This window comes from Pseudomonas sp. FFPRI_1 (assembly GCF_055384485.1).
Map to the genome: position 1 here is coordinate 3,322,427 of NZ_AP029168.1, position 22,923 is coordinate 3,345,349.

At 65.8% G+C, this 22,923-nt stretch carries 24 protein-coding genes; 11 read left to right on the forward strand and 13 right to left on the reverse strand.

Going from position 1 to position 22,923, the window contains the following annotated elements:
* Nucleotides 1-129 precede the first annotated feature (129 nt).
* Together ACZ5BO_RS14825 and ACZ5BO_RS14830 are read left to right on the forward strand one after the other, a co-directional pair.
* A complete protein-coding gene (locus tag ACZ5BO_RS14825) occupies nt 130-762 on the forward strand; it encodes a TetR/AcrR family transcriptional regulator (RefSeq protein ID WP_464700678.1) in 633 nt (210 codons plus the stop codon).
* Between the two features lie 31 nt (nt 763-793).
* The gene (locus tag ACZ5BO_RS14830) at nt 794-1,168 is read left to right on the forward strand and encodes a hypothetical protein (protein ID WP_025128063.1); all 375 of its coding nucleotides are present in this window, start codon (nt 794-796) and stop codon (nt 1,166-1,168) included.
* A gap of 24 nt (nt 1,169-1,192) precedes the next feature.
* On the opposite strand, the gene ACZ5BO_RS14835 is transcribed toward ACZ5BO_RS14830, so the two are convergent.
* The 6 genes from ACZ5BO_RS14835 to ACZ5BO_RS14860 form a co-directional block, all read right to left on the reverse strand.
* Nucleotides 1,193-2,224, reverse strand: coding sequence for a DUF6602 domain-containing protein (locus tag ACZ5BO_RS14835; RefSeq protein ID WP_464700680.1), 1,032 nt, complete (start codon nt 2,222-2,224; stop codon nt 1,193-1,195).
* Nucleotides 2,225-2,268: 44 nt separating this feature from the next.
* On the reverse strand, nt 2,269-3,375 hold the full coding sequence (locus tag ACZ5BO_RS14840) for a DNA alkylation repair protein (protein WP_464700682.1): 1,107 nt from the start codon (nt 3,373-3,375) through the stop codon (nt 2,269-2,271).
* A 323-nt stretch (nt 3,376-3,698) separates the two neighbouring features.
* Nucleotides 3,699-5,522 (reverse strand): monovalent cation:proton antiporter-2 (CPA2) family protein, encoded by a 1,824-nt coding sequence (locus ACZ5BO_RS14845; RefSeq protein WP_025128066.1) that lies wholly within the window; start codon nt 5,520-5,522, stop codon nt 3,699-3,701.
* Between the two features lie 148 nt (nt 5,523-5,670).
* The gene (locus tag ACZ5BO_RS14850; protein ID WP_025128067.1) at nt 5,671-6,195 is read right to left on the reverse strand and encodes a hypothetical protein; all 525 of its coding nucleotides are present in this window, start codon (nt 6,193-6,195) and stop codon (nt 5,671-5,673) included.
* Nucleotides 6,196-6,204: 9 nt separating this feature from the next.
* Nucleotides 6,205-7,215 (reverse strand): M48 family metallopeptidase, encoded by a 1,011-nt coding sequence (locus ACZ5BO_RS14855; protein WP_025128068.1) that lies wholly within the window; start codon nt 7,213-7,215, stop codon nt 6,205-6,207.
* Nucleotides 7,216-7,259: 44 nt separating this feature from the next.
* On the reverse strand, nt 7,260-7,859 hold the full coding sequence (locus tag ACZ5BO_RS14860) for a LemA family protein (RefSeq protein WP_025128069.1): 600 nt from the start codon (nt 7,857-7,859) through the stop codon (nt 7,260-7,262).
* A gap of 280 nt (nt 7,860-8,139) precedes the next feature.
* Between ACZ5BO_RS14860 and ACZ5BO_RS14865 the strand changes: the two genes are divergently transcribed.
* The 4 genes from ACZ5BO_RS14865 to ACZ5BO_RS14880 all read left to right on the forward strand — a co-directional run bounded on the left by ACZ5BO_RS14865 (nt 8,140) and on the right by ACZ5BO_RS14880 (nt 9,894).
* Nucleotides 8,140-8,571 (forward strand): DUF4265 domain-containing protein, encoded by a 432-nt coding sequence (locus ACZ5BO_RS14865; RefSeq protein ID WP_025128070.1) that lies wholly within the window; start codon nt 8,140-8,142, stop codon nt 8,569-8,571.
* A 60-nt stretch (nt 8,572-8,631) separates the two neighbouring features.
* Nucleotides 8,632-9,024: an Imm10 family immunity protein gene (locus tag ACZ5BO_RS14870; protein WP_464700685.1), complete on the forward strand. Its 393-nt coding sequence runs from the start codon at nt 8,632-8,634 to the stop codon at nt 9,022-9,024.
* A gap of 77 nt (nt 9,025-9,101) precedes the next feature.
* On the forward strand, nt 9,102-9,440 hold the full coding sequence (locus tag ACZ5BO_RS14875; RefSeq protein ID WP_025128072.1) for an FKBP-type peptidyl-prolyl cis-trans isomerase: 339 nt from the start codon (nt 9,102-9,104) through the stop codon (nt 9,438-9,440).
* Between the two features lie 31 nt (nt 9,441-9,471).
* Nucleotides 9,472-9,894, forward strand: a complete 423-nt coding sequence (locus ACZ5BO_RS14880) for an NUDIX hydrolase (RefSeq protein ID WP_464700687.1) — start codon at nt 9,472-9,474, stop codon at nt 9,892-9,894.
* A gap of 14 nt (nt 9,895-9,908) precedes the next feature.
* On the opposite strand, the gene ACZ5BO_RS14885 is transcribed toward ACZ5BO_RS14880, so the two are convergent.
* Nucleotides 9,909-10,931 carry a sensor domain-containing diguanylate cyclase gene (locus tag ACZ5BO_RS14885; RefSeq protein WP_029978295.1) on the reverse strand — a complete coding sequence of 341 codons (1,023 nt, stop codon included), beginning with the start codon at nt 10,929-10,931 and terminating at the stop codon, nt 9,909-9,911.
* 207 nt (nt 10,932-11,138) lie between these two features.
* Between ACZ5BO_RS14885 and ACZ5BO_RS14890 the strand changes: the two genes are divergently transcribed.
* Together ACZ5BO_RS14890 and dmeF are read left to right on the forward strand one after the other, a co-directional pair.
* Nucleotides 11,139-11,414, forward strand: coding sequence for a metal/formaldehyde-sensitive transcriptional repressor (locus ACZ5BO_RS14890; protein ID WP_025128074.1), 276 nt, complete (start codon nt 11,139-11,141; stop codon nt 11,412-11,414).
* A 10-nt stretch (nt 11,415-11,424) separates the two neighbouring features.
* On the forward strand, nt 11,425-12,402 hold the full coding sequence (gene dmeF / locus ACZ5BO_RS14895) for a CDF family Co(II)/Ni(II) efflux transporter DmeF (RefSeq protein WP_464700689.1): 978 nt from the start codon (nt 11,425-11,427) through the stop codon (nt 12,400-12,402).
* A gap of 18 nt (nt 12,403-12,420) precedes the next feature.
* Here dmeF and ACZ5BO_RS14900 read toward each other — a convergent pair whose 3' ends face one another.
* Nucleotides 12,421-13,059: a LysE family translocator gene (locus ACZ5BO_RS14900; RefSeq protein ID WP_464701276.1), complete on the reverse strand. Its 639-nt coding sequence runs from the start codon at nt 13,057-13,059 to the stop codon at nt 12,421-12,423.
* A gap of 119 nt (nt 13,060-13,178) precedes the next feature.
* Between ACZ5BO_RS14900 and ACZ5BO_RS14905 the strand changes: the two genes are divergently transcribed.
* Nucleotides 13,179-14,132, forward strand: a complete 954-nt coding sequence (locus ACZ5BO_RS14905; RefSeq protein ID WP_464700691.1) for a LysR substrate-binding domain-containing protein — start codon at nt 13,179-13,181, stop codon at nt 14,130-14,132.
* On the opposite strand, the gene ACZ5BO_RS14910 is transcribed toward ACZ5BO_RS14905, so the two are convergent.
* The 4 genes from ACZ5BO_RS14910 to ACZ5BO_RS14925 form a co-directional block, all read right to left on the reverse strand.
* Complete coding sequence (locus tag ACZ5BO_RS14910; RefSeq protein WP_464700693.1) at nt 14,087-14,632, reverse strand: N-acetyltransferase family protein; 546 nt, start codon at nt 14,630-14,632, stop codon at nt 14,087-14,089. The two genes, ACZ5BO_RS14905 and ACZ5BO_RS14910, sit on opposite strands and share 46 nt — an antisense overlap.
* Nucleotides 14,633-14,738: 106 nt before the next feature.
* On the reverse strand, nt 14,739-15,233 hold the full coding sequence (locus ACZ5BO_RS14915; protein WP_464700695.1) for a DUF1543 domain-containing protein: 495 nt from the start codon (nt 15,231-15,233) through the stop codon (nt 14,739-14,741).
* A gap of 83 nt (nt 15,234-15,316) precedes the next feature.
* Entirely contained in the window at nt 15,317-15,685 is a 369-nt protein-coding gene (locus tag ACZ5BO_RS14920) for an antibiotic biosynthesis monooxygenase family protein (protein WP_025128080.1), read from the reverse strand.
* Nucleotides 15,682-16,824 carry a cytochrome P450 gene (locus tag ACZ5BO_RS14925; protein ID WP_464700697.1) on the reverse strand — a complete coding sequence of 381 codons (1,143 nt, stop codon included), beginning with the start codon at nt 16,822-16,824 and terminating at the stop codon, nt 15,682-15,684. The genes ACZ5BO_RS14920 and ACZ5BO_RS14925 overlap by 4 nt, the downstream gene beginning before the upstream one ends.
* An 81-nt stretch (nt 16,825-16,905) precedes the next feature.
* On the opposite strand from ACZ5BO_RS14925, the gene ACZ5BO_RS14930 reads away from it, so the two are divergent.
* Nucleotides 16,906-17,661, forward strand: coding sequence for a metalloregulator ArsR/SmtB family transcription factor (locus tag ACZ5BO_RS14930; RefSeq protein ID WP_464700699.1), 756 nt, complete (start codon nt 16,906-16,908; stop codon nt 17,659-17,661).
* 57 nt (nt 17,662-17,718) lie between these two features.
* Here the strand turns inward: ACZ5BO_RS14930 and ACZ5BO_RS14935 are convergent, their stop codons facing one another.
* The gene (locus tag ACZ5BO_RS14935) at nt 17,719-21,321 is read right to left on the reverse strand and encodes a transporter substrate-binding domain-containing protein (RefSeq protein ID WP_464700701.1); all 3,603 of its coding nucleotides are present in this window, start codon (nt 21,319-21,321) and stop codon (nt 17,719-17,721) included.
* A 311-nt stretch (nt 21,322-21,632) separates the two neighbouring features.
* Here ACZ5BO_RS14935 and ACZ5BO_RS14940 point away from each other — a divergent pair, with 311 nt between their 5' ends.
* Nucleotides 21,633-22,829, forward strand: a complete 1,197-nt coding sequence (locus tag ACZ5BO_RS14940) for an EAL domain-containing response regulator (protein ID WP_464700703.1) — start codon at nt 21,633-21,635, stop codon at nt 22,827-22,829.
* Nucleotides 22,830-22,923 lie beyond the last annotated feature (94 nt).

Genomic DNA, 22,923 nt, shown 5'->3' on the forward strand with positions numbered 1-22,923 from the left:
GGCAGCGGGCGGCATCAGATTAGTATTCGACTGACCGTCGGTCAATGGAAAATGATATGCTTTCTCAACTCTCTTTTCCCGGGCAATTCCCCTAGACTGTCGGCCTTTGTGCATCAGCCGGATTGCTTCATGAACGTGAAACCCTCTTCGCCCCACGAGCGCACGGCCGATCAGCCACGGCCGCGGACCAAGCCCGCCGAGGTGCGCCTGGAAGAGTTGATGGCCGCCGCCGAGGCGCTGTTCCTCAGCCAGGGCGTGGAGGCCACCACCATCAGTGAAATCGTCTCCCGGGCCGAGGTGGCCAAGGGCACCTTCTATCACTACTTCGAATCGAAGAACGACATGCTGGTGGCCCTCGGGCAGCGCTATACCCGGCACTTTCTCGAACGCCTGGAACTGGCGGTGAATGCCTGCCCCGAGGACGACTGGGAGGCGCGGATCTGCAGTTGGATCCGCGCCAGTGTCCAGGTTTACCTGGAGACCTACCGGCTGCACGACATCGTCTACCCCAGCCACCATCACCATGACCGTGGCAACCCGGAAAAAAGCGCGATCCTCCAGCAATTGCTGGGCATTCTCGAAGGTGGCCAGCAGGCGGGCACCTGGTCTCTGGCCCAGCCGGAGGTCGTGGCTTCGCTGATCTACGCCGGGGTGCATGGCGCTACCGACGATGTGATCGCCGCCGGCGAGGACGATGGCCGGGCCTTGGCCGAGGCCATTGTCCAGGCCTGCCTGCGCATGTTGGGCCTGCAGCCTTCTTGATGTTTCCACGGGTAAAAGGAACGACCCTGCGTTGAAAAAGATCAACCTCATTCTCGGCGCCGCCCTGGCGCTGTACCTGGCGTACCAGGCCTATGGCTCGTTCTACTACGGCACGCCGTATCAGGGCCGCGACTACAGCCCCGACCAAGCCTTCTACTACCAGAAGTACCGCTTGTTCAGCTGGCGCACCTGGATTCCCACCATGACCATGCCCGGCGATGGCGACAGCTCGCGCTACAGCGTTGGTGGCTACCTGCGGGTGTTCAAGGCCGACGGCACGCTGCAGGGGCAGTCCTATGACGACTGCATCGCGGTGGTGGAAGTGTTCTGGTACGACGATGCGGTGGGCGGTTTCGGCTGCAGCGAGCACTTGATAAGTCTCTCGCCGACTGCCGGCAAAAGCTGAGCCCCGTGGCGGCCGGCAAGGCGCTCAGCGCCAGATTCCCTGGGACTTGGCGAAATCCAGTTTCGGGTCCGCCACCTTGATGAAGTTCACCGCTGCCCCCGACCAGCCGCCTTCCATTTCAGCGCTGAGGTGATAGTTCAGCAGGTTGTACTGGATGCCGGTGTTCCCCAGTTGCGGGTAGCCGATGCGAGTGGTGATGGTCTGTAGCAGGCTGGAAATCAGGTACTGCAAGGGTGAGTCGCAGGCCTTGATGGCGATTCCATAGTCGAAGCCCTGATCATCCCGCTCGCGGAAGTACCCGAGAAAATCGCGCTTGCCTAGGTCGCTGTGCAGTTCCTCGTTGAAGGCCTGCCGGCTGGCTTCCAGGTCCTGGGCATTGGCCCGTGGCAGCTTCAGGGCGTTGTTGAGGTTTTTCTGGGTCACGCAGCCCTGGGTGACAATCACTTCGGGCATCAGGGTGACATCCATTTCGCCGTGGCTGTGCAGATGGTTGTGCCAACTGTTCAGGCTTGTGCGCAGGGCCTCCACGCTGTTGCCCGTATAGCCGTGGTAGCCGTAGATGTAGGTCGGTGGCAGGAGCTGGTCCCTGACGGAGAACGACTGCGTCGGCGTCAGTTCTGCGAATGATGCGCCATACACCAGGCTGCTGTAGTGATCGACAGATTCCCCCAGCAGCGAGACCTGGAGGTTGCGCACCGACTTGCCGTTTTCCAGGGCTTCGAACAGCCTCGCTTCGTTGAGCTGTGACTTGATTTCAATGGTGGCGACCACCCCTTCGATCAGGTACACGTCGGCGGATCCGAAGGTGCGCAGGATGGGGAAATCGCTGCGGTAGATGATCAGGTCGATCTGCTTGGAGATGCCGTCATAGGCATCGATGATCTGCCCCGAGCCGACGCTGACGTTGCTGGGCAGGAAGCGCTGCAGCACGTCGCGGATGAAACTCTCCCGGGCATCGCCGAGCACCGTCCTGTGGTTGGCGATGGTGCTGCTGACTTCATAGCTGCTTTCCAGGAGCTTGGCGATGGACTTGGCCCATTGGCTGATGATTGCCATGTGTTCTTCCTTGAGGGGTGAGAGAGCAGGTGGGCGCCAGAGTATCAGGGCATCAACAATTGGAAATAGCCGCTGGCCAGAGCTTCGCCGTTGACCAGCAATCGCACGCCGTGGCGCCCGGGATAGTGGCGGCGGGTGGTCAATTCGCGGATCTGCTGGCTGCGGCCAAGCTCCACCTGGGCCAGGCCTTGCAGGGTGAAGGTCTTGAGCTTGAACACCTTGCTCGCGGTGGCGCCGGAGGCCTTGACGTAGTCGATGGCGTAGTCCACCACCAGGCGCTGGGGCTCGGCGCAGGTGGAGAGCAACTGCAGCGACAGGTTCAGGCTCTGGCCCAGGTGCAGCGCCGTCGGCGTTACTTCGAAGCCCTGGACCTCGACTTCGGCCCGGCGGTCGGCGCCGATCAGCGCCAGGGCCCGGCGGTCGCCCTGCTTGATCAGGCTGCGCAGGGCATGACGGGCGATCCAGGCGCTGTGGGGCTGCTCCAGGGGCCAGCCTTCAAGACGTTCCAGGACCCACTGCGGGTGCTCTTTGGTGATGTCGTTGAGGTGGTTGGCCACCGACTTGCGCACGTACAGGCTGGGATCATTACGCAGGCGTTCGAGGATCGGCGCCGCCAGTTCCGGGTTGGCCTGCAGCCGTTCCAGGCGGAACGACCAGGGCAGGCGCGGACGGCTGCCTTCGCTGGCCAGGCGGCGTACGTGTTCATCGCTGTCCGTGGCCCACTCGTGCATCACGGCCAGCGTGCGCTGGCAGTCCTGGCGCAAGAAGTGGCGCACGGCGAATTCCGATGAACCGAAGCCGGTGAAATACTTCAGCGCCGCCATGGACAGCTCGAAGTCATGCAGGCCGTAGCTGGCCACGTAGTGGGGCAGGAAGATGCACACGAAGCGGCTGTTCAGGCGCGGCGCCAGGGCTTGCAGCAGCTCCAGGCTGGTGGGGTAGTCCAGGTCCAGCACCTGGTGCAGGCTCTCGCTGACTCGGGCCAGGCGCTGCATCAGCGACAGCTTGTCGAGGTCGTGGCCGGCCCGTTGCAGGAACTCCTGACGGTCGAAGGCCGGGTGCACCGCGTGCATGGCGTCGGCGATATGCAGCAGGCGCTGCTGGTTGAAGATTTCCTTGAGGGCGGGGGCCTGCTCTTGGGTAGAACTCATGGGGCGTATCCATTCAAAGCCGGGGGCGGCGTCCACTCTACACGCCCTCTACTGACAGAATTTGTCGGTAGCCGCTGGAGGACGTGCTGCGTCATGCAGATCGTTTTCCGGTGTTCCTGAGAGCGCCTTCGCCGGCAAGCCGGCTCCTACAGGGGACCGCACGGTCTACCTGTCTGCTGTAGGAGCTGGCTTGCCAGCGAAGGCGGCTTCAAGAGCGCTGCAATACTCGCGGTCCTCTTCGCCGGCAAGCCGGCTCCTACAGGGAACTGCAGGGTCTACCTGCCTGCTGTAGGAGCTGGCTTGCCAGCGAACGGCGTGCATCCTCAGCGCATCGGCGGCAACGGGCTCTCGACCTGTTCGTCCTGTTCGTCGGCCTCGAACAGCCGGGCCAGTTCGCTGCGGGCTTCCTGGGCGGTCTGCAGGACCTTGGCCTCATCGTCGTAGACCTTGTGCTGGGCCGCCAGCAACTGTTCGTCATGCTGGGTGAAGCGCTGGATCCGCGAATCGGCCTGGGCCTGGCTCAGACCCAGGCCGACCAGGGTGCGGCGGCTCATCTCCAGGCTCGAGTAGTAGGTTTCCCGTACCGCCTGGGCGTCCAGGTCCACCAGCCGGTGCACGTGCTGGCGGTTGCGCGCGCGGGCAATGATCTTCAGGTGCGGGTAGAGCTTGCGTACCTGCTCGGCGGTCTTGATGTTGGTCTCCGGATCGTCGGTGGCGATCACGAAGTACTCGGCCTCGCCGACCTTGGCCGCCTTGAGGATTTCCGGGCGCATCGGGTCGCCGTAGAACACCGGCATGCCGCCGAAGCTGCGGATCAGCTCGATGGTGTCCACCGAGGTGTCCAGGGCCACGAAGGGGACTTTCTGCGCCCGCAGGATCCGCGCCACGATCTGGCCCATGCGGCCCATCCCGGCAATCACCACCCGTGGGCTGTCGCTGTCGATCTTGCGGTATTCCTCGGGCATCTCCAGGGGTTTTGGCTTGGGCTTGAGCAGCCGCGAGCAAGCCAGCAACAGCAGCGGCGTCAGGGCCATGGACAGGGTGATGGTGAGCACCAGCAAGTCATGCAGGTCGGCGGCGAACAGGCCCTGGTCGCGACCGATCTTGAACACCACGAAGGCAAACTCGCCGCCCGCCGCCAGTACCACCCCCAGGCGCAGCGCGCTCTCGCGATTCAAGCTGCCGACCAGGCGCCCGACCACATACAGCAGCGGCAGCTTGAGGCCGATCAGCAACAGGGTCAGCCCCAGCACCGCCACCGGCGTGCTGAACAGCAGGCTGATATTGGCGCCCATGCCCACGCTGATGAAAAACAGCCCCAGCAACAGGCCCTTGAACGGCTCGATCTGCGCTTCCAGTTCATGGCGGTATTCGGAATCCGCCAGCAGCAGCCCGGCGAGGAACGCGCCCAGGGCCATGGACACCCCGGCCAGGTCCATCAGCCAGGCGGTGCCGATCACTACCAGCAGGGCGGTGGCGGTGGACACCTCAGGCAGCCGGGTCTTGGCGACGATGCGAAACACCGGGCGCAACAGGTAGCGGCCACCGACCACCACCACGGCGATGCTGCCCAGCACCTGCAGGCCGTGCCCCAGGTCCTGGGTGGTGCTGGTGTCGTGGTTGCCGCCGGCGAGCACCGGCACCATGGCAATCAGCGGAATGGCCGCGATGTCCTGGAACAGCAGGATGGCGAACGCCAGGCGCCCGTGGGGGCTGTTCAGTTCCTTGCGCTCGGCCAGGCTCTGCAGGCCGAAGGCGGTGGACGACAGTGCCAGCCCCAGGCCCAGGACGATGGCGCTGTTGAGGCGCTGGCCGAACAGGAACAGGGCCACGCTGCCAATCACCACACCGGTCAGCAGCACCTGGGCCAGGCCGACCCCGAACACCGCCTTGCGCATCACCCACAGCCGTCGCGGCGAAAGCTCCAGGCCGATGATGAACAGCAGCAGCACCACCCCCAGCTCGGAGATATGGCTGACGCTTTGCGGGTTGCCGATCAGCCCCAGCACCGACGGGCCGATCAGCACCCCGGCCAGCAGGTAGCCGAGCACGGCCCCCAGTTGCAGGCGCTTGGCCAGGGGCACGATCAGCACCGCGGCGCAGAGGAACACGACGGCGGCTTGTAGCAGGTTGCCTTCATGGGGCATGGGCAGGACTCCAGGTAAAACGCTGCGCGGATGGCTCGATGGCTGATGATAGTCAGCCATCGGTGACGCTTTCACCGGCGGTTGGTCGCCGCGATGATCAGCGCAAAAATGAATGCAGGATAAAGGGTGGGGCCGGGTTTGCGATCCTTCAGGACAGGTCACGCCAAAGGCTCTGGGCCCCCTGGGTGCCCGCTGGCAACTGGTTGAGCAGGGCAGTGGCTTCATCGCCCTGGTTGTAGAACACCACAAAGTCGCCGCTGTCGAAGTCGATCCGAAATCCGCAGAGAAAGGTGCGGCCCAGCTCTGGCCAATGGTCGAACAGCCCCTGTACCCGGACGATCAAGGCGCCCTGCAGGTGGCTGGCTGCCAGTCTGCGCAAGAGGTCGCGGGCCTCCCATGCGCAGTGCACGCCGGCCTCGAGTTCGAAGCTTGCGGGCAGGCGCATGGGCCTTTGTGCGGCGCCGACGCTTTCGCCGTCAGCGAGCAGGAACAGGCTGACCTGGCGGCCGTCCTGGCCATCCAGTTGCAGGTCGCCGCAGTCATCGGTCAGTACCTGTCCGTTGTACAGGTACTGGGCGTGGGTCAATCCCCGCAGGCGCTGGCCCAGCAGGCTGGCGGCGGCCTGCAGGTGTTCGGCTTGTGCGGCCGGATTCAGGCGCGGATCGTCGGGCATGTGCTGCTCCTACAGGGTGGCAAAGCGTCCATCCCACTGCGGGTCCAGGCGCTGAATGCGCTCGGCCAGCGGCGGGTGGGTGGCGAGCAGGCGGCCCAAGCGCAGTTTCACCCCCTGGTGGAAGTACATGTGGCTGTATTGCCCGGCGCTGAAGGCGCTGATGCGCGAGCCCGCGCTGCAGCCGCCGATCTTTTTCAAGGCGCCGCAGATGCCTTGGGGGTTGCGGGTGAACTGCACGGCCGAGGCATCGGCGAGAAACTCGCGCTGGCGGCAGATAGCGGCCTTGATCAGGTTGCCCAGCAGGCTGCCCAGGGACCCGAGGATCAGCAAGGCCAGGCCCAGCACGGCAAAGACGATCTGCCAGATGAAGCGGTTGCGGTCGCTGGACAGGTGCTGCCGCTCGGCCTGGCGCAACAGCGCCAGGCCCGCCAGGCTGAACACCAGCAGCCCGTGGATCACCGACAGCAGCCGGGTGTTGAGGCCCATGTCGCCGTTGTGAATGTGGCTGAACTCATGGGCGATCATGCCTTGCAACTCGTCGCGGTCCAGGCGGCTGATGGCGCCCCGGGTGACCCCGAGCACCGCCTGTTCGGGGTCGAGGCCGGCGGCAAAGGCGTTGATCGAGTCCTCCGGCAGCACGTACACCCCGGGCAGGGTGGAACCCGAAGCCAGGGCCATTTCCTCGACGATGTTCAATAGCCGCTGTTCATGGATCCCCCGGGGGGCGTGGTTGATCAGGCGCCCGCCGAGCAGTTCGGCGATCACCTTGCCACCGGCCCTGAGGCGCCAGGTCTTGTAGCCGCTGCCCAGCAGCACCACCAGCAGCATGATCAGCGCCACCACCGCGACTATGGTCCAACTCAGCACCTTGGGCTGGCTGGACTCCTGCAGCAGCTCGCGCAACAGCAGGCCGATGCCCAGGCTGCTGATGCCGATCAGGCAGCTCACGGCCAGGGCCATCAACAGCAGGAGCTTGAGGGTGCGATGCTTGGCGCGGGCCTGGTGCTGGAAAAACTTCATGCTTGTTTCCGCGGGACGAACGATGGGCCGCAAGGCCCGTGGAGTTACTGCCAGGAAACCTTGGGAGCGTCCTGAATCAGCAGTGTGTCGGCGAACTGCAGCAGCGCAGCGTCGTTGCGATGGCCGAGCAGGGCGGCGAAGAACAGCGCCGGCACACTGTGCTTGTAGAGGTTGTAGTGGGTCACCGCGTCGTTGAACGCCTGGCGGGCGAAGGCGACCTTGTTCTCGGTGCTGGTGAGCTCCTCGCTCAGTTGCGCCATGTTCTGCGAACCCATCAGTTGGGGGTAGGCCTCCAGGCTCAGGTGCAGGCGGCCAAGGGCGCTGTCCAGGGCGCCTTCGTCCTGGCCCAGGCGGGCGATCTTCTGCCTGTCGCCGGGGTGCGCCGCTGCCGATTGCAGGCTTTGCAGGGCATTGCTGCGGGCGTTGGCCACGCCGGTCAAGGTGTCGCGTTCGTGCTGCAGGTAACCCTTGGCGGTTTCCAGCAGGTTGGGAATCAGGTCATAGCGGCGCTTGAGCTGCACTTCGATCTGGGCAAAGGCGTTCTGCAAGCGATGGCGGCGGGTGGTCAGGGTGTTGTAGACGCTGGCGATGTACAGCATCAGCAAGGCGAGCAGCGCCACGGCGGCGATGTCGGCGGGGGCCATGGGATGTCCTTATCTGGGGCAGGCGTGGGGGCGCCATGGTAACGGAATAACCCCTTTGAGTGACACTGTGCCGTGCGCCTTTATGGGCGGCTGGCATGAGCGGCGAGGGCGCATGCGCCGCGCCCCGGTTGCGCCAATGCCTTGTGGGCAATGCACGGATTTCTCTCAGCGGCCCGCGACGAGTGTTGCCAAGGCGTGGCAATTCTGCGAAAAAGCGCTCCGCGTTCCGCGCCCCGACGGGTGGCAGGCAGCGTTCTTCTCAAAGCTCCAGGGACAGGTAATGGACAAGATCATGCTCAGGTTGTCGGTCGTCGACGACTATCCGCCGGCCACCACTGAAGGGGTCTGGGCCGAGCGCCAGGCTTCGGGGTTCTACCGGATCGCCAATATCCCGTTCTACTCCCAGGAGGTGTGCCTGGACGATGAGGTCGAGGTGCGGGTCGGCGACGATGGCCTCAAGTGGTTTCACCAGGTCGCCACCAGCAGTGGCAACAGCACCTTGCGCCTGGTGTTCATGAGCGCGGGCAGCGAGCGGATCACCGAGGTGCTGGAGCGGATCAACGCCCTGGGATGCACCTGGGAAGGGTTCAGCAAGCGCTTCTACTCAGTGAATGTGCCCGCCACGGTGCTGTTCGACGCCGTGCTTGAGTACTTGCTGGAGCCTTTCGAGCAGGAGTGGCTGGACTACGAATACGGCTTGGTGCGCCAGTGACCAAGTGCCAGCGCGGGCGAGCGGCCGGGATGCACAGTGCGAGAAGAGGAGCAGGTCTTGATGAAGCTGATGTTTGATGCCGTGACCTACAGCGCCTACACCGAGGACGAGGTGTCCATCCTCGGCCTGGCCGATGACCCGGCCGAGCCCGGGCAGTACCTGCTGTTGCAGCGCGCGCAGGAGTGCGACGAGCAGGACCGGGCGCTGGGCATGGACACCTACTACGTCGAGCTGGGCGGGCAGGGCCTGGCCGGCTACGGCGGGATTGACCGGGTGCAGTTGGCGCCGGGCCATCTGACCCTGCAGTTCTCGCAGGCGCTGGCCTGGTGCCAGGGGCTGTCCAGCCTGGAGGTGCGGTGGCGCTCCGGGCTGGCGAGCCTCGAGCAACTGGAGGCGGCGCTGCAGGGAATCTTCGACGCCACGGGCACCTTGATCGCGACGCGCCATGAGTGATTGCCAAGGCGCGGCATTTCTGCGAAAAAGCCTCCCGCAGTCCCCGGACGGGGCAATGCTTTGCACGAGAGCGAATGATGAGTGACGAGTTGCAGGTGATCGATATCCAGCCGGGCGATGGCAAGGCGGTGGTCAAGGGGGCCCTGATCACGACCCAGTACCGCGGGTTCCTGGAGGATGGCACCAGCTTCGATTCCTCCTACGATCGCGGCAAGCCGTTCCAGTGCGTGATCGGCACCGGGCGGGTGATCAAGGGCTGGGACCAGGGGCTGATGGGCATGCGGGTCGGCGGCCGGCGCAAGCTGCTGGTGCCGGCGCACCTGGGCTATGGCGAGCGTTGCGTGGGCGCGATTCCCGCCAACGCCAACCTGATCTTCGAGATCGAGTTGCTGGAAGTGCTGACCCGGGACGACTGATACCGCGTCCGCGCCTTGAAAGGAAAAACCCATGCTGGCCAATAAAGCCTGTCCGGTGGTACTGCGGCGCCAGGGGGCGCTGGAGATCCTGGCGTTCCGCCATCCCCTGGCCGGGCTGCAACTGGTCAAGGGCACACGGGAGCCAGGCGAGTCGACGAGCGCTGCGGCCCTGCGTGAGCTGGCCGAGGAGGCGGGTCTCGAGGGCTTGGCACTGCGCCCGTTGGGGCTCTGGCAGTGTGCCCTGACCGGCCAGACCTGGGCCTTCCATGAATGCCAGGTGGCGGATGGATTGCCCGAGGCCTGGAGTCATTTCTGCACGGATGACTCCGGGCACCTGTTCAGGTTTTTCTGGCATCCCCTGGCCAGTGAACCGTCGGATGAATGGCACCCGTTGTTCCAGGGCGCTCTGGCTTATCTGCGCCAGCAACTGCTCGGCGCGGCCAGCGACGCCTGACACGGGCGGCGGCCTTATTGCCCCAGCCGATACTGGTTGTTGCCGCTGCGCTTGGCTTCGTACATCGCCAGGTCGGCAATGTGCAGCAACTGGTCCATGCGCCCCGCATGGTCGGGAAACACCGCCACTCCCAGGCTGCTGCCGATGCTGTGGCGCTGGCTGTCGACCTCCACCGGCGGCGACAGCTGGCTGAAGATCTTCTCGCCAATGCGCCGGGCTTCCTCGTCCAGGTCGAGCCCGGGTGACAGGCCCTCGAGAATCACCACGAACTCATCGCCGCCAATGCGCGCCACGGTGTCGCTGGCCCGCAGGATGCCCTGCAGGCGCTGGGCGGTGGCGCTCAGCACCCGGTCGCCGGCGGCATGGCCGAACTGGTCGTTGATCGCCTTGAAACCATTGAGGTCGACGAACACCAGGGCCACCCGGGTCTGGTCCTGACGCGCCTGTTCCAGGGCCCGGGACAGGCGCTGTTCGAGCATCAGGCGGTTGGGCAGGCCGGTCAGCGGATCGAAATGCGCCAGTTGCTGCAACTGGCGGGTGGAGACTTTTTCATCGGTGATGTCGCGCACCACCCCCATCATCTTGATGGCGGTGTCGTGCACGTTCTTCACCACGTTGCCGGTTTCCCGCAGCCAGTGAACGCTGCCATCGGGCCACACCACGCGGTATTCCTCGTCATGGTTCTCTCCGGTCTCCAGGCAATGCAACTCGCCGGCGCGGACCCGGGCCCGATCATCCGGGTGCACACAGGAGCAGAACAGCTCATAGGAGGGCACCACTTCACCGACCTTGAAGCCGAACATGCCGTAGATGGCTTCCGACCAGTACAGGCGCTGGGTGTCGACTTCCCAGTCCCAGGTGCCGATCCGCGCGAAGTACTGGCTGCGCTTGAAGCGCTCGGCATCATCGGGCGCGCCCTTGGCGAGGGCGCGATAGGCCCGCAGTTCGGCCTGGGCACGGCGTTCGCGATACAGCAGCCACAGGGCCAGCAGGGCTAGCAGCAGGGTCAGGCAGAGCAGGGACCAGACGGCAATCATCGGATTCTGGACAACATGGAAGGACAGGTCCTGAGGAAGGAGTAGCACTTGGCTATGTTAATCCACGGCAGTGGCCGGGCCGCAGTTATTTCTGTGGGACGAGCCGTTGATCCGTGGTTGCCGAGGGCAGCATTTTTCTCCCAGTGACTTGTGGCAGGCCAGATAAGGGCGCAGGATCTGTCTCATATAGGTATAGGGGGTATAGGTATGTCGCATACGCAGGCACAGAAAGATCAGTTGCTGAAACGGGTCCGGCGCATTCTCGGTCAGGTCCAGGCTGTGGAGCGGGCGCTGGAGAGCGGCGCCGACTGTGGCAAGACCCTGCACCTGGTGGCCGCCACCCGGGGCGCCATCAGCGGGCTGATGGGCGAGATCATCGAGGCCCATGCCCTGGAGCATGTGGCCAACCCCGAGCTCAGCGACGCCGAGCGGGCCCAGGGCGTGGCTGAACTGCTCGCCGCCATTCGCCGTTATGCCAAGTAGGAGTGCACTGATGAATCTGTCCCAGCAGGCTGCCCGTCTCGCCCACGATCACCAGTTCCTCGGTGCTGATCATGATGACAATGCCCGGCGTACCCTGTGGGTGGTGCTGCTGACGGTGGTGATGATGGGGGCGGAGATCGTCGCCGGCTACGTCACCGGGTCCATGGCGCTGTTGGCCGACGGGCTGCACATGGCCACCCACGCCGGGGCCCTGGGCATTGCGGCGGCGGCCTATGCCTTTGCCCGGCGCCACGCCGGCAACGCCCGTTTCAGTTTTGGCACCGGCAAAGTCGGTGACCTGGCCGGCTTCGCCTCGGCGATCATCCTCGGGCTGGTGGCCCTGGGGATCGGCGCCGAATCCCTGCTGCGGTTGTTCCAGCCGACGGCGGTGGCCTTTGCTGAAGCCACGCTGATCGCCGTGGCGGGGCTGTTGGTGAACATCCTCAGCGCCTGGCTGCTGGGCGGCGGGCATGCCCATCACGGCCACTCCCATGATCACGAGCATCACGAGCATCACGAGCATCACGAGCATCACGAGCATCACGAGCATCACGAGCATCATCGGGCGCACGGCGACAACAACCTGCGTTCGGCCTACGTGCACGTGCTGGCCGATGCCCTGACCTCGGTGCTGGCCATCGCCGCGCTGCTGGCCGGGCGCTACCTGGGCTGGGTCTGGCTGGACCCGGTGATGGGCATTGTCGGGGCGCTGGTGATCGCTCGCTGGTCCTATGCCCTGATCAAGTCCAGCGCGGCGGTGTTGCTCGATGCCAGCGACGCGGCGGTGGCTGCGCAGATCCGCGCCTCGGTGGAGGCGGCGGGAGACGCCAGCATCGTCGACCTGCACGTGTGGCAGGTCGGCCCCGGGGCCCGGGCAGCGATTGTCAGTGTGGTGGCCCAGGCTTCCCTCAGTGTCGAGGTGCTGCGCGCACGTCTTGCGTCGTTGCCCGGCTTGTCGCACCTGACCCTGGAACTGCGCAACGTCTGAGGCGCAATCCCGGGCGCCTTAGCTGACGCCCGGGCGGTACAGCTCCAGTAGTGAATAAACCAGGCCGACCACGGCCACCGCCAGCAGCACCAGGCTCGACAGCCCGGTCACCAGGCGCTTGTATTTCAGCGAGAAGCCCTGGCGGGCCACCAGGATATAGGCCCCCAGCACGGCAAAATCGATCAGTACCCAGACCAGGGTCAGCAGCAGTGCACTGTGCTGCACCGAGCGGCTGACCTGGATGAACTGGGGGAAGAACGAGACAAAGAACAGAATGTCCTTGGGGTTGCCGATGCCCACCAGAAACCCGGTGGCCAGGCCCTTGCCCCGGCGCCGTGCAGCGCCGGCCGGGGCGTCTCCGTTGTCGGGCGTGCGCAGTTCGCGCAGCCCCTGCAGCGCCAGCCAGGCGATGAAGCAGCAGCCCAACAGGCTGATCCAGCTGATCAGGCGCGGGTCCAGGGCCAGTCCCGTGGTCAGCATCAGTACCGCCAGCAGGGCCAGCAGCAGCGAGGCGGCATGAGTGCCCAGGGCCGTCAGCAGGGCCTGGCGCGGACCGGCGTTGATGCTGGTGCTGATGATCAGCGTCACCACCGGCCCCGGGGTCGCCACCAGCATCAGCACACTCAGCATGTAGGCCAGTAACAGCGATATATTCACATCCACGGACATTCACCTGATTCATTGCACAGGCGCTCAGCTTGGGGGCTTTGCCCTGCGTTGAAAAACGCAAAAAGCTGTGACCTACTATGATTATTAATCATCATGAGTGCCTGACGATGGTCGAGTCCCTACCGCCGCTCTATGCCTTGCGCGCCTTTGAAGTGGCGGCCCGTTCCAGCTCCTTCACCCGGGCGGCCGAGGAGCTGTCCCTGACCCAGAGCGCCATCAGCCGGCACATCCGCACCCTGGAGAGCCAGTTCGGCTGCCGCCTGTTCGAGCGCCATGGTCCACGGCTGGTGCTGACCGATACCGGACAGCGCCTGGCCCGGGAGCTCAAGGCCGGTTTTCGGATCATCGAGGACGCCTGCCTGCCGCTGCGGGTCAACAGTGGCCAGTTGCGGCTCAAGGCGCCCTCGACCCTGACCATGCGCTGGCTGCTCCGGGTCCTGGAACAGCTCAAGCGCGAGCATCCCGAACTGCCGGTGCAACTGGCCAGTGTATGGATGGACCTCGATCATGTGGATTTCTACGCCGAGCCGTACGACTGCGCGATCCTCCTGGGCAACGGCCAGTTCGGGGCCGGGGTCGAGGCCTGCAAGCTGTTCGATGAGTGGCTGGTTCCCGTGGGGCCGGCGCAAGCACCGGACGCAGCCTCCTGGACCCTGGAGCGACTGCAGCGTGCCGAACTGATCCACCCCTCGGCCGATCGCCGGGACTGGCGCCGCTGGCTGCAGGCCCAGGGCCTGCTGGAGCAGGTGCCCCTGGATCGGGGCAATGTGTTCGACACCCTGGACCAGGCCATCTCCGCCGCCATGGGCGGGCACGGCCTGTCGATTGCCGACCTGCACCTGGTGGCTCAGGACATTCGCCAGGGGCGGCTCAGCCTGCCGTTCCCCAAGGCCCTGGCCTCGGGCGACGGCTATTACCTGGTATGGCTGCGCGACAGTCCGCGCCAGGAACGGATCGACCGCCTGCGCCAGTTCCTGCTGAGCCAGGTGCTGGACATCACCGACCTGCCGCTGAGCTACCTGGGCGCCGGTCCAGGCTCTGCCGATTCGGGCATGGCCTGACGGCGCACCATGACCCAGTCGCGCTGGGGATCGGCGCCGCACTGGAACAGGGTCTCACCGACCTTGATAAAACCGTTGCGCTGGTAGAAGCGAATGGCCCGGGCATTGGTTTCGCTGACGGTCAGGCGCAGCGGCCCGGGTTGTTGCGCCAGGGTCTGTTGCAGCAGGTATTGGGCGGCGCCGCTGCCATGATGCTCGGCGGCCAGGTAGCAGCGGGTCAGCTCGGCGATGCCGTCGGCTTCGGCAATTGCCAAGGGTTCGGGCCGCAGGCTGATCAGGCTGTAGCCGATGATCTGCCGGTCCTGCAGCAGCACCCGCAGTTGCTTGAGGGGCGTCTCCAGCAGCGCGGCAAAATGCTCCGCTTGCAGGTGGTCGCGGATAAAGGCCTGGAGTTCTGCCGCCGGGGTGTCTGGCGGGCAGGCGAGGGCGAAGGTCTGGCGGGCGATCCGGCTCAGGTGCGGGCTGTCATCGACCCGGGCCGGGCGAAGGTGGAGGGGCATCGGCGGTTTCTCCCTGAAAGGCAGCGGCTGCGCTGGCCGATCATACCCCTGGGCGAGGGCGCCGCCGGCACCCCCGAGCATTTTTTAGCGACGCCAGGCCCCGGGGCTAGCCGAGGATGATGTAGTCGTTGTGCTGCACGATGCCCTGGTGCGGGCCGTGCACCAGGTGCACATAACGCCCGTCGACCAGGTCGACCGGCAGGCAGTCGTCGACATCCAGCAAGGCGTCGGTGTGGGGCTTGTGCCAGTGGGCGAGCATTTGCTGCTTGCCCTTGGCCTTGGCTTCGAGCCTGTCCCGGGCCACCACCAGCAGGTAACGATGAGCTTCACCGAAGGTGGCGGCCTCGTAGCCGCCCAGGTTGAGGAAAAACAGGCGTGGTGCATCGGCCGCCGGGGCCAGGGGGCTGAGTTCGAGCCGGTAGTCCTCGACCCCGTCGACCTTCATCCAGGAGTCGATGTGCAGGCCGGCGGGGCTGCCGAACCAGCCTTCGCGCAGTTGCGGGTAGGCGGCCGCAAGGCTGTCGGCAACCACGAACTGCACGTCGTGGACTTCGATCTTCGCTCTGGGGTGCTTGCCCCCCAGCATCACCACAAACAGCATGCTCACTCCTTTTTCGATGAACCGCGGCGCTGGCGGGCGCACCTTTTACCCCAGTGCGGCGCCGTTTGCCAAGACCGCCGGCTTCAATTGCTCGGCTCCTGCTTGCCGGGCCCATGGGCCTGGCGACTGTCCTCGGGGGCCTGCTCGCGTTGATGCAGGCCATAGTCGCGCAGCACCGTGGCGACCCGCAGGCGATAGTCGACGAAGATCCCCGTGCGTCCCTGGGATTGCGCCTGGCGATGGCACTCCAGGGTGCGCCATCGGGCCACGGCCTGCTCGTCGCGCCAGAACGACAGCGACAGCAGTTTTTCCGGCTGGCCGAGGCTCTGGAAGCGCTCGATGGAAATGAACCCGTCGATCCCGGCAAGCCGGGCGCCCAGGCCGGCGGCCAGCGCCAGGTAGTGCTCACGCCGCTCGGGGTGCGGCAAGACCTCGAAGATCACGGCAATCATGCGCTCACCTGCGGCCGGTCGCTGAACAGCGCGATGCGCCCGTTGACCGAAGGCAGGTAGTGCCGCTCCAGCTTCAGTTGGTTCAGCCCTGGCGACTGCAACAGGGCCTGCAGCAGGGTCTGGACGATGTTCAGCGCCAGCCCCCGGCCAGGGCACCGGTGCACCCCACTGCCGAAGCTGAAGCCCTGGTGGGCTGGGTCGCTGCCGGTGACGGCGGCCAGAGCCGGGTCATGGTTGGCGGCTGCCAGCAGCACCAGCAAGGTATCGCCGGCCTGCAACTCGACCCCATGCACGGTGCAGGGTTCGGCGACAAAGCGCCGGGTGTTCTGCACCGGCGGGTCCAGGCGCTGGCGCTGGATGAGCCAGGCGCCGAGCTGGCCGGGCGCCTGGCGCAGGCGCTGGCAGAGCGCCGGGTCTGCGAGCAGGGCAACCAGGCTGTTGCCGATCAGCCCGGCGCAGGCATCGTGGGTTTGCCCCAGCAGGCCCACCAGGTTGGCGCACAGGTCCGCCGGGCAAAGCTCGCCCCGCAGGCGCAGGATGTCGCTCAGCAGCGGGCTGTGTTCCTCGGCAGCTACCAGGGCCTGCATCTGGCCATTCAGGTACTGCGCGGCACTCTGGGCCGCCTGCAACTGGGCCGGATCGCTGAGGGGCGAGAAGCAGGCGACGAACTCGCTGGTGCGCAGGGCGAGTGCTTCACGCTGCTCGGCGGCTACTCCCAGCAGGCCGGCCACCAGCGCCACCGGCAGACGGAATTGCCAGCGATGCAGGTCGGCGGCGCAGCTCGGCGCCTCCAGGGCCGGGTGCCACTGGGCCAGGCAGGCCCTGAGGTCGACGCCTGCCAGGGCTTGCAGGCCAGGTTCGATGGCCGCGCGAGGGCAAGCGTGACGCTGGCCGTCGTTCATCCGCATCAGGCGGGCGAACAGCTCGCCGGCGGGGCCGCCTGCAATCGCCCGGGGCACCGCTTCATGGGCCGGGCGCACGCGGCAGGCCGGGTGATCGAGCACCGCGGCCACCGCCTCGGCACTGCTGGCAACCCATAGCCCGAGTCGGGAATCGTAGGTCAGGCCGCCCCGGGCGCGCAGGCGGGCGTAGTAGAAGTCGTATGGGTCAAAATGGGTAGCAGCGCTGATCGGGTCCATGATTTATCTCTTTGTTCGGCAGATATCCAGGTTGCTACTATCCTCATCCTTTCGAAGACATGATTCGTCAGGGAGCGAAATATGAATGCAGTGCAAAACGACCTGGGGGTATCCAATGTGGCGGCGGCGATCGCCGAGCCGGCCCGTACCCGGATGCTCTGTGCGCTGATGGACGGGCATGCCCGGACCAGCACCGAGCTGGCGGCGATTGCCGAGGTCAGCCCCTCCACCGCCAGCGCCCACCTGGCCAAGCTCAAGGATGCCGGCCTGCTGCGGCTGCAGGTCCAGGGCCGGCACCGCTACTACTGCCTGAGCGACCCGCTGGTGGCCCAGGCCCTGGAGGCGCTGATGGTGATCGACCGAAGCAGCACGCCGAGCTTTACCCCACGCACGCCGGACCGGCTGCAGTTCGCCCGTACCTGCTACGACCACCTGGCGGGCACCCTGGGGGTGCAGTTGCACGACCGACTGCTCGAAGCCGGCTGGCTGCTGGCGGCCGAGGAGGGCGAGGAGTACCGGGTCAGCGACAGCGGCGTCGAGTTCTTCAAGAGCCTGGGTATCGAGGTGGCCGAACTGGCCACCTTGCGCCGGCGCTTCGCCTGCCCGTGCCTGGACTGCAGCATGCGCCGCCCGCACCTGGGAGGTGCCCTGGGCGCGGCACTGTTGCGGTCACTGCTGGAGCGCAAGTGGCTGACCCAGGACCTGGACAGCCGCGCCCTGACCCTGACCGCCACGGGCGGGCGCTACATCAGCAAGCGCTTCAGCATGGCCCTGATCCAGCCGTCCAGGCCGCTGTCGGCGTCTACCGCCCGGGAGCTGCAGCATCTGGGCGGCTGAGTCGCCTGGTGGGGGCCCGGCAGGAGCGCCCGGGCCTCCAGGGCCGAAGCGCCGGGTTCATTCGGTTGTGATGGATCCCTGCAGGTCGCGGTCGAGGTCGATCATCGCCTGTTCCAGGCGGGTCAACGCTGCCTTGATCCGCTCCCTCTCGGCACTGTCGTCGCAGGCGTTTTCCAGGTAATTGCACTCGTCGATCAGGGCCTTGGCCTTGATGATCTGCGCCGCGCCGAGGATGCGGTGGGCGAGGTCGGCTACCCCTTGCGTGCGGTCGCTGGCGAGCAGTGCGCGGACCTGCTTCAGGTCCTGCCGGTTGCTCTGGTGCAGGCCCTTGAGTACCCGCTGGATGACCTGCGGATCGCCGCCGGTCAGGTGGTCCAGTTGGTGGATGTCATACCGCGCGTTGTCGATCTTCAGTGGCGGCCGCGGCAAGGGCCCCAACTGGCGCAGGCGGCGGTCCAGTTCCGGCAGGGCGATGGGCTTGAAGAGGCAGCCATTCATTCCGGCATCGCGGCAGCGCTGCTCTTCGTCGGGCTGGACGTTGGCGGTAAAGCCGAAGATCTGCACCGGCGGCCGGTTCTGGGCCTGCTCGGCGGCGCGGATCCTGCGGGCCAGTTCGTAGCCGTTGATCACCGGCATGTTGCAGTCGGTGATCACCAGGTCGAAGGTTTCCCGCTGCCATGCCAGGAGGGCCTCGGCCCCGTCCCGTGCCTGGCTCGGGGAATAGTCGAGGAACTTCAGCTGTTCGCAGAGCAACTGGCGATTGGCCTGGCTGTCGTCCACCACCAGGATGTGCAGCGAGGGCCTGGCGGCCAGCACCTCGATCGCCGGTGCGGCCTGGGGTTGTTGCGGCAAGGCTTCAAGGCGGCTCAGCTGCAGGTCGACCAGTACCTGGGTTCCCTCGCCGGGACGACTGTCCAAGGTCAGGTGCCCGCCCATCATTTCGCACAGGGTGCGGCAGATCACCAGGCCCAGGCCGGTGCCCGACCGGGCGTTCTGGTGCTGCCCGGGCACTTGGCTGAAGGGCTGGAACAACCGCTGCAGGTCACTGGCGGCGATACCGATGCCGGTGTCCCTGACCGTCAGGTGCACGGGCAATTGGGACGAGTCGTCGGGGCTGGCCCTGAGGCTGACCTGGACACTGCCGCTGTCGGTGAACTTGATCGCATTGCTGATCAGGTTCGACAGGATCTGCTTGAAGCGCATGGGGTCCACCAGCACGTCGCCGCTGGCGCTGCTGTCCAGGTCCAGCTCCAGGCGCAGGCCTTTTTGCCGGGCCAGGCCATCGAACACCCGGAACACCGACTCCACCAGTTCCCGCAGGTTGGCCCGCTCGGGGCTCAGGCTCAGGTGCCCGCTCTCGATCCGGGCGATATCCAGGATGTCGCCGATCAGGTCCAGCAGGCTCTGGGCCGAACCGTAGGCCACCTCGATCGAAGAGCGGTCGAGCTGGCCCTGGTCGGCACGCTTGAGGGCCAGCTCGAGCATGCCGATCACCGCGCTCATGGGGGTGCGGATCTCGTGGCTCATGGTCGCCAGGAAGGTGGTCTTGGCCCGGTTGGCCTCATCGGCATCCTGCTTGGCCTGCTGCAGCTGCTCCAGCAGTTGCTGGCGTTCGCTGATGTCCAGCCAGCCGCCGATGATCCCGATGATTTCGCCCTGGCCGTTACGGTACGGCAGCATCCAGTGATAGACGTTCAGGCGCTTGCCCTGCAGGTGCACCACCCGGTCCACCAGCATCGGCTGGCCGCCTTCGAGAATGGCCTGGAAGTCCACGGCGAACTCCCGGGCCTCGGGGACCGACAACTGCTCGAAGTGGGTGCCCAGCATTTCTTCGCGCCGGGCGCCGAGGGCCTTGAGGTAGCTGTCGTTGCAGATCACCAGGCGGCGGTCCAGGTCGCGCACGTAGATCGGGTTCGGCGTGCCGTTGATCAGTGCGTCCATGAAACGCATCTGGTCGTTGAGCGCCTGCTCGGCGTGCAGCCGCTGGTTGACCTGGCGGCGCATGGCGTAGCCCCAGGCCAGGGCGATCAGCAACAGCACCGCCGAGCCTGCGCCCACCAGGTAGATGATGTAGCGGTAGTCGCGCCAGGAGGGCGGTGCGATCGCGGCCTTCGAGCGCCAGCGATTGTTGAGCTCGGTGATGGCGTCGGGGGCGATGCTGCGCAGGGACTTGTCGATGATGCTGAACAGCTCCGTCTGATCGCGCCGGATGCCAAAGGACTCGTTGAGCAGGGGCAGGTTGACCACCGAGGCGACCTTGAGCTGGTCTTCCTTGATCCGCGGCATGTTGAAGCTGATGGAAATCTCCGCCTGCACCGCGCCGTCGCCCTTGTGGTCGCGCAGCAGGGTGAGGATCTCGAAGTTGGTCTGCACTTCCTCCAGGTGCACCTGGGGAAAACGCTCGCGCAGCATCGGCAGCAGGGCATGGCCGCTGCCGATCAGCAGGGTCTTGCCGGCCATCTCCTCCAGGCTCCTGGGGGCCCCGGGTTCGTCACGGGTGATCAGCATGTAGGGCCCGACCAGGTAAGGGCGGGTGAAGCGCAGGTAGCTTTCGCGCTCAGGGTTGCGGGCCAGGTCGGCGACCATCTGCACCCGGCCCGCGCGTACGGCGTCGTTGAGGTCCTTGAGGCTGGTCTGGGGGGTGATGACGAAGGTCAGTCCGGTCTTGGCTTCGAGCATTGCCAGCAGGTCGGCGGTGATCCCCAGGTAGTTGTCGTCGGCATCGAAGTAGGACAGCGGCGGCAGGTAGCGGTGGATGCCGATGCGCACCAGGGGGTTCTGCTCGATCCAGTGTTGTTCATCGGGACTCAGGTCGGTCTTGTCCAGGCTCAGCAGCAGGCGGTCGCCCCAGCGATTGCGGATGCTGATGTCCTGCTCCTTGTGCACCGCCTGCAATGCCTGGTTGAGCAGGCGCTGCAACTGGTGGTTGTCCGGGCTCAGGGCGAAGGCAAAACCCGAGGTGCCGGCCGGGCCGCTGTAGATCACCCGCAGGTAGTCGCTGTAATTGCGTGAAATCAGGAACTGCGCCGAAACCGCATCGCTGAGCAGAACGTCCACCTGGCCGAAGGCTACGGCGGCCATGGCGGCATCGGCGCTGGGGAAAGTCTCGATCCGTGCCTTGGGGTACATCTGGTGGGCGACCTGCGCGGTCACCGCGTCCCCGGAGATGGCCAGGCTGCGCCCCTGGAGCCCGTCCTTGATTGACGGCGAGCCGCCCAGGCGGGCCACCAGGGTCGGCCGATTGACGATGTAGCTGTCGCTCTGCAACAGATGGCGGGCCTGGATTTCACCGGTGGTGACGCTGCCCATGAAGTCGACCTCGCCCCTGGCCAGGGCGCTGAAGGCGTCCTCGCGGCTGGGGTAGGCGCGGATCCGCACCTTCACCCCCAGAGAGTCCTCCAGCAGGCCGAGGTAGTCGGCGGTGATGCCCTCGAACTCGTTGCTTTCGGTGACCATCTCCAGGGGCGGAAGGTTTTGCCGCGAGGTTCCCAGCACCAGTTCGCGCTTGTTGCGCAGCCATTGCCAGTCCGTGGCGTCGAGGGCGAGCTCGTGGTGATGGGGGGACTCGTAGTTGAGCAGTTGCAAGGGCATTGCGCTGTCGCCCAGGGCTGGCAGGCAGGCCAGCCAGGCCAGTGCCGGCAGCAGGATAAAACGGGGCATCGGGGCTCCTGGTCAGCGATTGGCGCAAGGGTCGGTCAAGCAGCGTATGGGCAAGGCAGCGAATGGAGGAAATATAGTTCAAGGCCCGGGGCCCAAACAGGCTATTTTCCTGATCCGCCGGGTGCTGAACAAGGGCTGTGCGGAGCACGGACCAAAGGTACGGCTCACGCCTTGACCGGCGCAGTGTTAGGGATACGCTTGTTTTTATCCACGCGCTCCAGGTCATCGCGTCGGCAGGTCTGCGGCAATGGTTTCGGTGAAACGCCGTGGGCTCCTTGTCGGTCACCGCCGTTCCACTCCAGGATGCTCCCGTGAAGACCTTGAAGATACTGGTGCTCGAAGACCACCCCGTGCAGCAACTGTTGGCAGTGGAGCAATTGCGCCGCCTGGGGGTGAAGGCGCCCCTGGCAGCGTTCGACGGCTTGAGTGCGTTGCGCCTGTTGCGTGAGCAGGGAGCGGCCGACATCGTGCTCTGCGACCTGCAGATGCCGGGAATGGACGGCCTGGAGTTCCTCCGCCGAGCCAGCGAGGAGCGACTGGTGCGGGCGGTGATTCTGTTCAGCCTGATCGAGGCCGACCTGCGCCGGGCAGTGTTGCAGATGGTCAGCCTGCATGGCCTGATCGTCCTCGGCGACGTAGGCAAGCCGGCAGCGCTGGCGGACCTGCAGACGATGCTCGAGTTCTATCGGCAGGACGAGCCGCAACTGCCTGCAGCGTTGCCGCCGAAGCTGGTCGCGGTCAGCCCTGAGTTGTTGCGCCAGGGGGTGGAGCAGCACCAGTTCGTGTCCTATTACCAGCCCAAGTTCAACCTGCAGCAGGCCAGTTGTTGCGGCGCCGAGGTGCTGATGCGCTGGCACCACCCGCAGCTCGGAGTGCTGGGCCCGGGAGCCTTTCTCGAGGCACTGGAAAGCGCAGGCCTGCTGGACCAGGTCTTGCGCCAGCAACTGGATCAGGGCATGGCGCTGCAGCGCCAACTGCTGGATCGCGGCGAGGAACTGGAACTGGCTTTCAATCTGCAACCCCGGCAACTGGCGTGCAGCGAGGTGGTCGTGCACATCCGCCAGGCCATCGAGCGCCACCGGATTCCGCCGCGGTTGCTGACGTTCGAGATCACCGAGGTCGGGTTGGTGGAGGCCCCGGCCATCAGCCTGGAAAACCTCGTGCGCCTGCGGATGATGGAGTGCAACCTGGCCATCGATGATTTCGGCGCCGGCTATTCGTCCTTGCAGCGCCTGTGTGAGCTGCCCTTCAACCAGATCAAGCTCGATGCCCACTTCGTCCGTGAACTGGTGCGCCAGCCGCGCTGCCGAGCGGTGGTCGGCGCCTCCCTGGCCCTGGCCCGCAACCTGCAGATGAGCCTGGTGGTGGAAGGGGTGGAGACCGCGCTTGAACGGCGCCTGCTGCTGGAAATGGGCTGCACCCTGGCCCAGGGCTACTGGTACGCCCGGCCGATGTCGGCCGCCGACCTGCAGGCCTGGCCGCGAGCTGCGCCGGCCGTTGTCCGCTAGGCGCGGCTGGCGGACGGCCCTGGTCAGCCGGTGGGCCGCGCGGCCGGCCGGGTGTCGGGTCGCTCCTGCTGCCGCCAGCAGGGGCCAAGAGCGC

Coding starts and splice junctions, on each gene's coding strand:
- ACZ5BO_RS14890 (WP_025128074.1), top strand. CDS start 11,139: ATGTCGCATACGCAGGCACAGAAAGATCAGTTGCTGAAACGGGTCCGG.
- ACZ5BO_RS14825 (WP_464700678.1), top strand. CDS start 130: ATGAACGTGAAACCCTCTTCGCCCCACGAGCGCACGGCCGATCAGCCA.
- ACZ5BO_RS14865 (WP_025128070.1), top strand. CDS start 8,140: ATGGACAAGATCATGCTCAGGTTGTCGGTCGTCGACGACTATCCGCCG.
- ACZ5BO_RS14925 (WP_464700697.1), bottom strand. CDS start 16,824: ATGGACCCGATCAGCGCTGCTACCCATTTTGACCCATACGACTTCTAC.
- ACZ5BO_RS14855 (WP_025128068.1), bottom strand. CDS start 7,215: ATGAAGTTTTTCCAGCACCAGGCCCGCGCCAAGCATCGCACCCTCAAG.
- ACZ5BO_RS14905 (WP_464700691.1), top strand. CDS start 13,179: ATGGTCGAGTCCCTACCGCCGCTCTATGCCTTGCGCGCCTTTGAAGTG.
- dmeF (WP_464700689.1), top strand. CDS start 11,425: ATGAATCTGTCCCAGCAGGCTGCCCGTCTCGCCCACGATCACCAGTTC.
- ACZ5BO_RS14840 (WP_464700682.1), bottom strand. CDS start 3,375: ATGAGTTCTACCCAAGAGCAGGCCCCCGCCCTCAAGGAAATCTTCAAC.
- ACZ5BO_RS14835 (WP_464700680.1), bottom strand. CDS start 2,224: ATGGCAATCATCAGCCAATGGGCCAAGTCCATCGCCAAGCTCCTGGAA.
- ACZ5BO_RS14915 (WP_464700695.1), bottom strand. CDS start 15,233: ATGCTGTTTGTGGTGATGCTGGGGGGCAAGCACCCCAGAGCGAAGATC.
- ACZ5BO_RS14850 (WP_025128067.1), bottom strand. CDS start 6,195: ATGCCCGACGATCCGCGCCTGAATCCGGCCGCACAAGCCGAACACCTG.
- ACZ5BO_RS14920 (WP_025128080.1), bottom strand. CDS start 15,685: ATGATTGCCGTGATCTTCGAGGTCTTGCCGCACCCCGAGCGGCGTGAG.
- ACZ5BO_RS14845 (WP_025128066.1), bottom strand. CDS start 5,522: ATGCCCCATGAAGGCAACCTGCTACAAGCCGCCGTCGTGTTCCTCTGC.
- ACZ5BO_RS14860 (WP_025128069.1), bottom strand. CDS start 7,859: ATGGCCCCCGCCGACATCGCCGCCGTGGCGCTGCTCGCCTTGCTGATG.
- ACZ5BO_RS14870 (WP_464700685.1), top strand. CDS start 8,632: ATGAAGCTGATGTTTGATGCCGTGACCTACAGCGCCTACACCGAGGAC.
- ACZ5BO_RS14935 (WP_464700701.1), bottom strand. CDS start 21,321: ATGCCCCGTTTTATCCTGCTGCCGGCACTGGCCTGGCTGGCCTGCCTG.
- ACZ5BO_RS14885 (WP_029978295.1), bottom strand. CDS start 10,931: ATGATTGCCGTCTGGTCCCTGCTCTGCCTGACCCTGCTGCTAGCCCTG.
- ACZ5BO_RS14875 (WP_025128072.1), top strand. CDS start 9,102: ATGAGTGACGAGTTGCAGGTGATCGATATCCAGCCGGGCGATGGCAAG.
- ACZ5BO_RS14910 (WP_464700693.1), bottom strand. CDS start 14,632: ATGCCCCTCCACCTTCGCCCGGCCCGGGTCGATGACAGCCCGCACCTG.
- ACZ5BO_RS14880 (WP_464700687.1), top strand. CDS start 9,472: ATGCTGGCCAATAAAGCCTGTCCGGTGGTACTGCGGCGCCAGGGGGCG.
- ACZ5BO_RS14930 (WP_464700699.1), top strand. CDS start 16,906: ATGAATGCAGTGCAAAACGACCTGGGGGTATCCAATGTGGCGGCGGCG.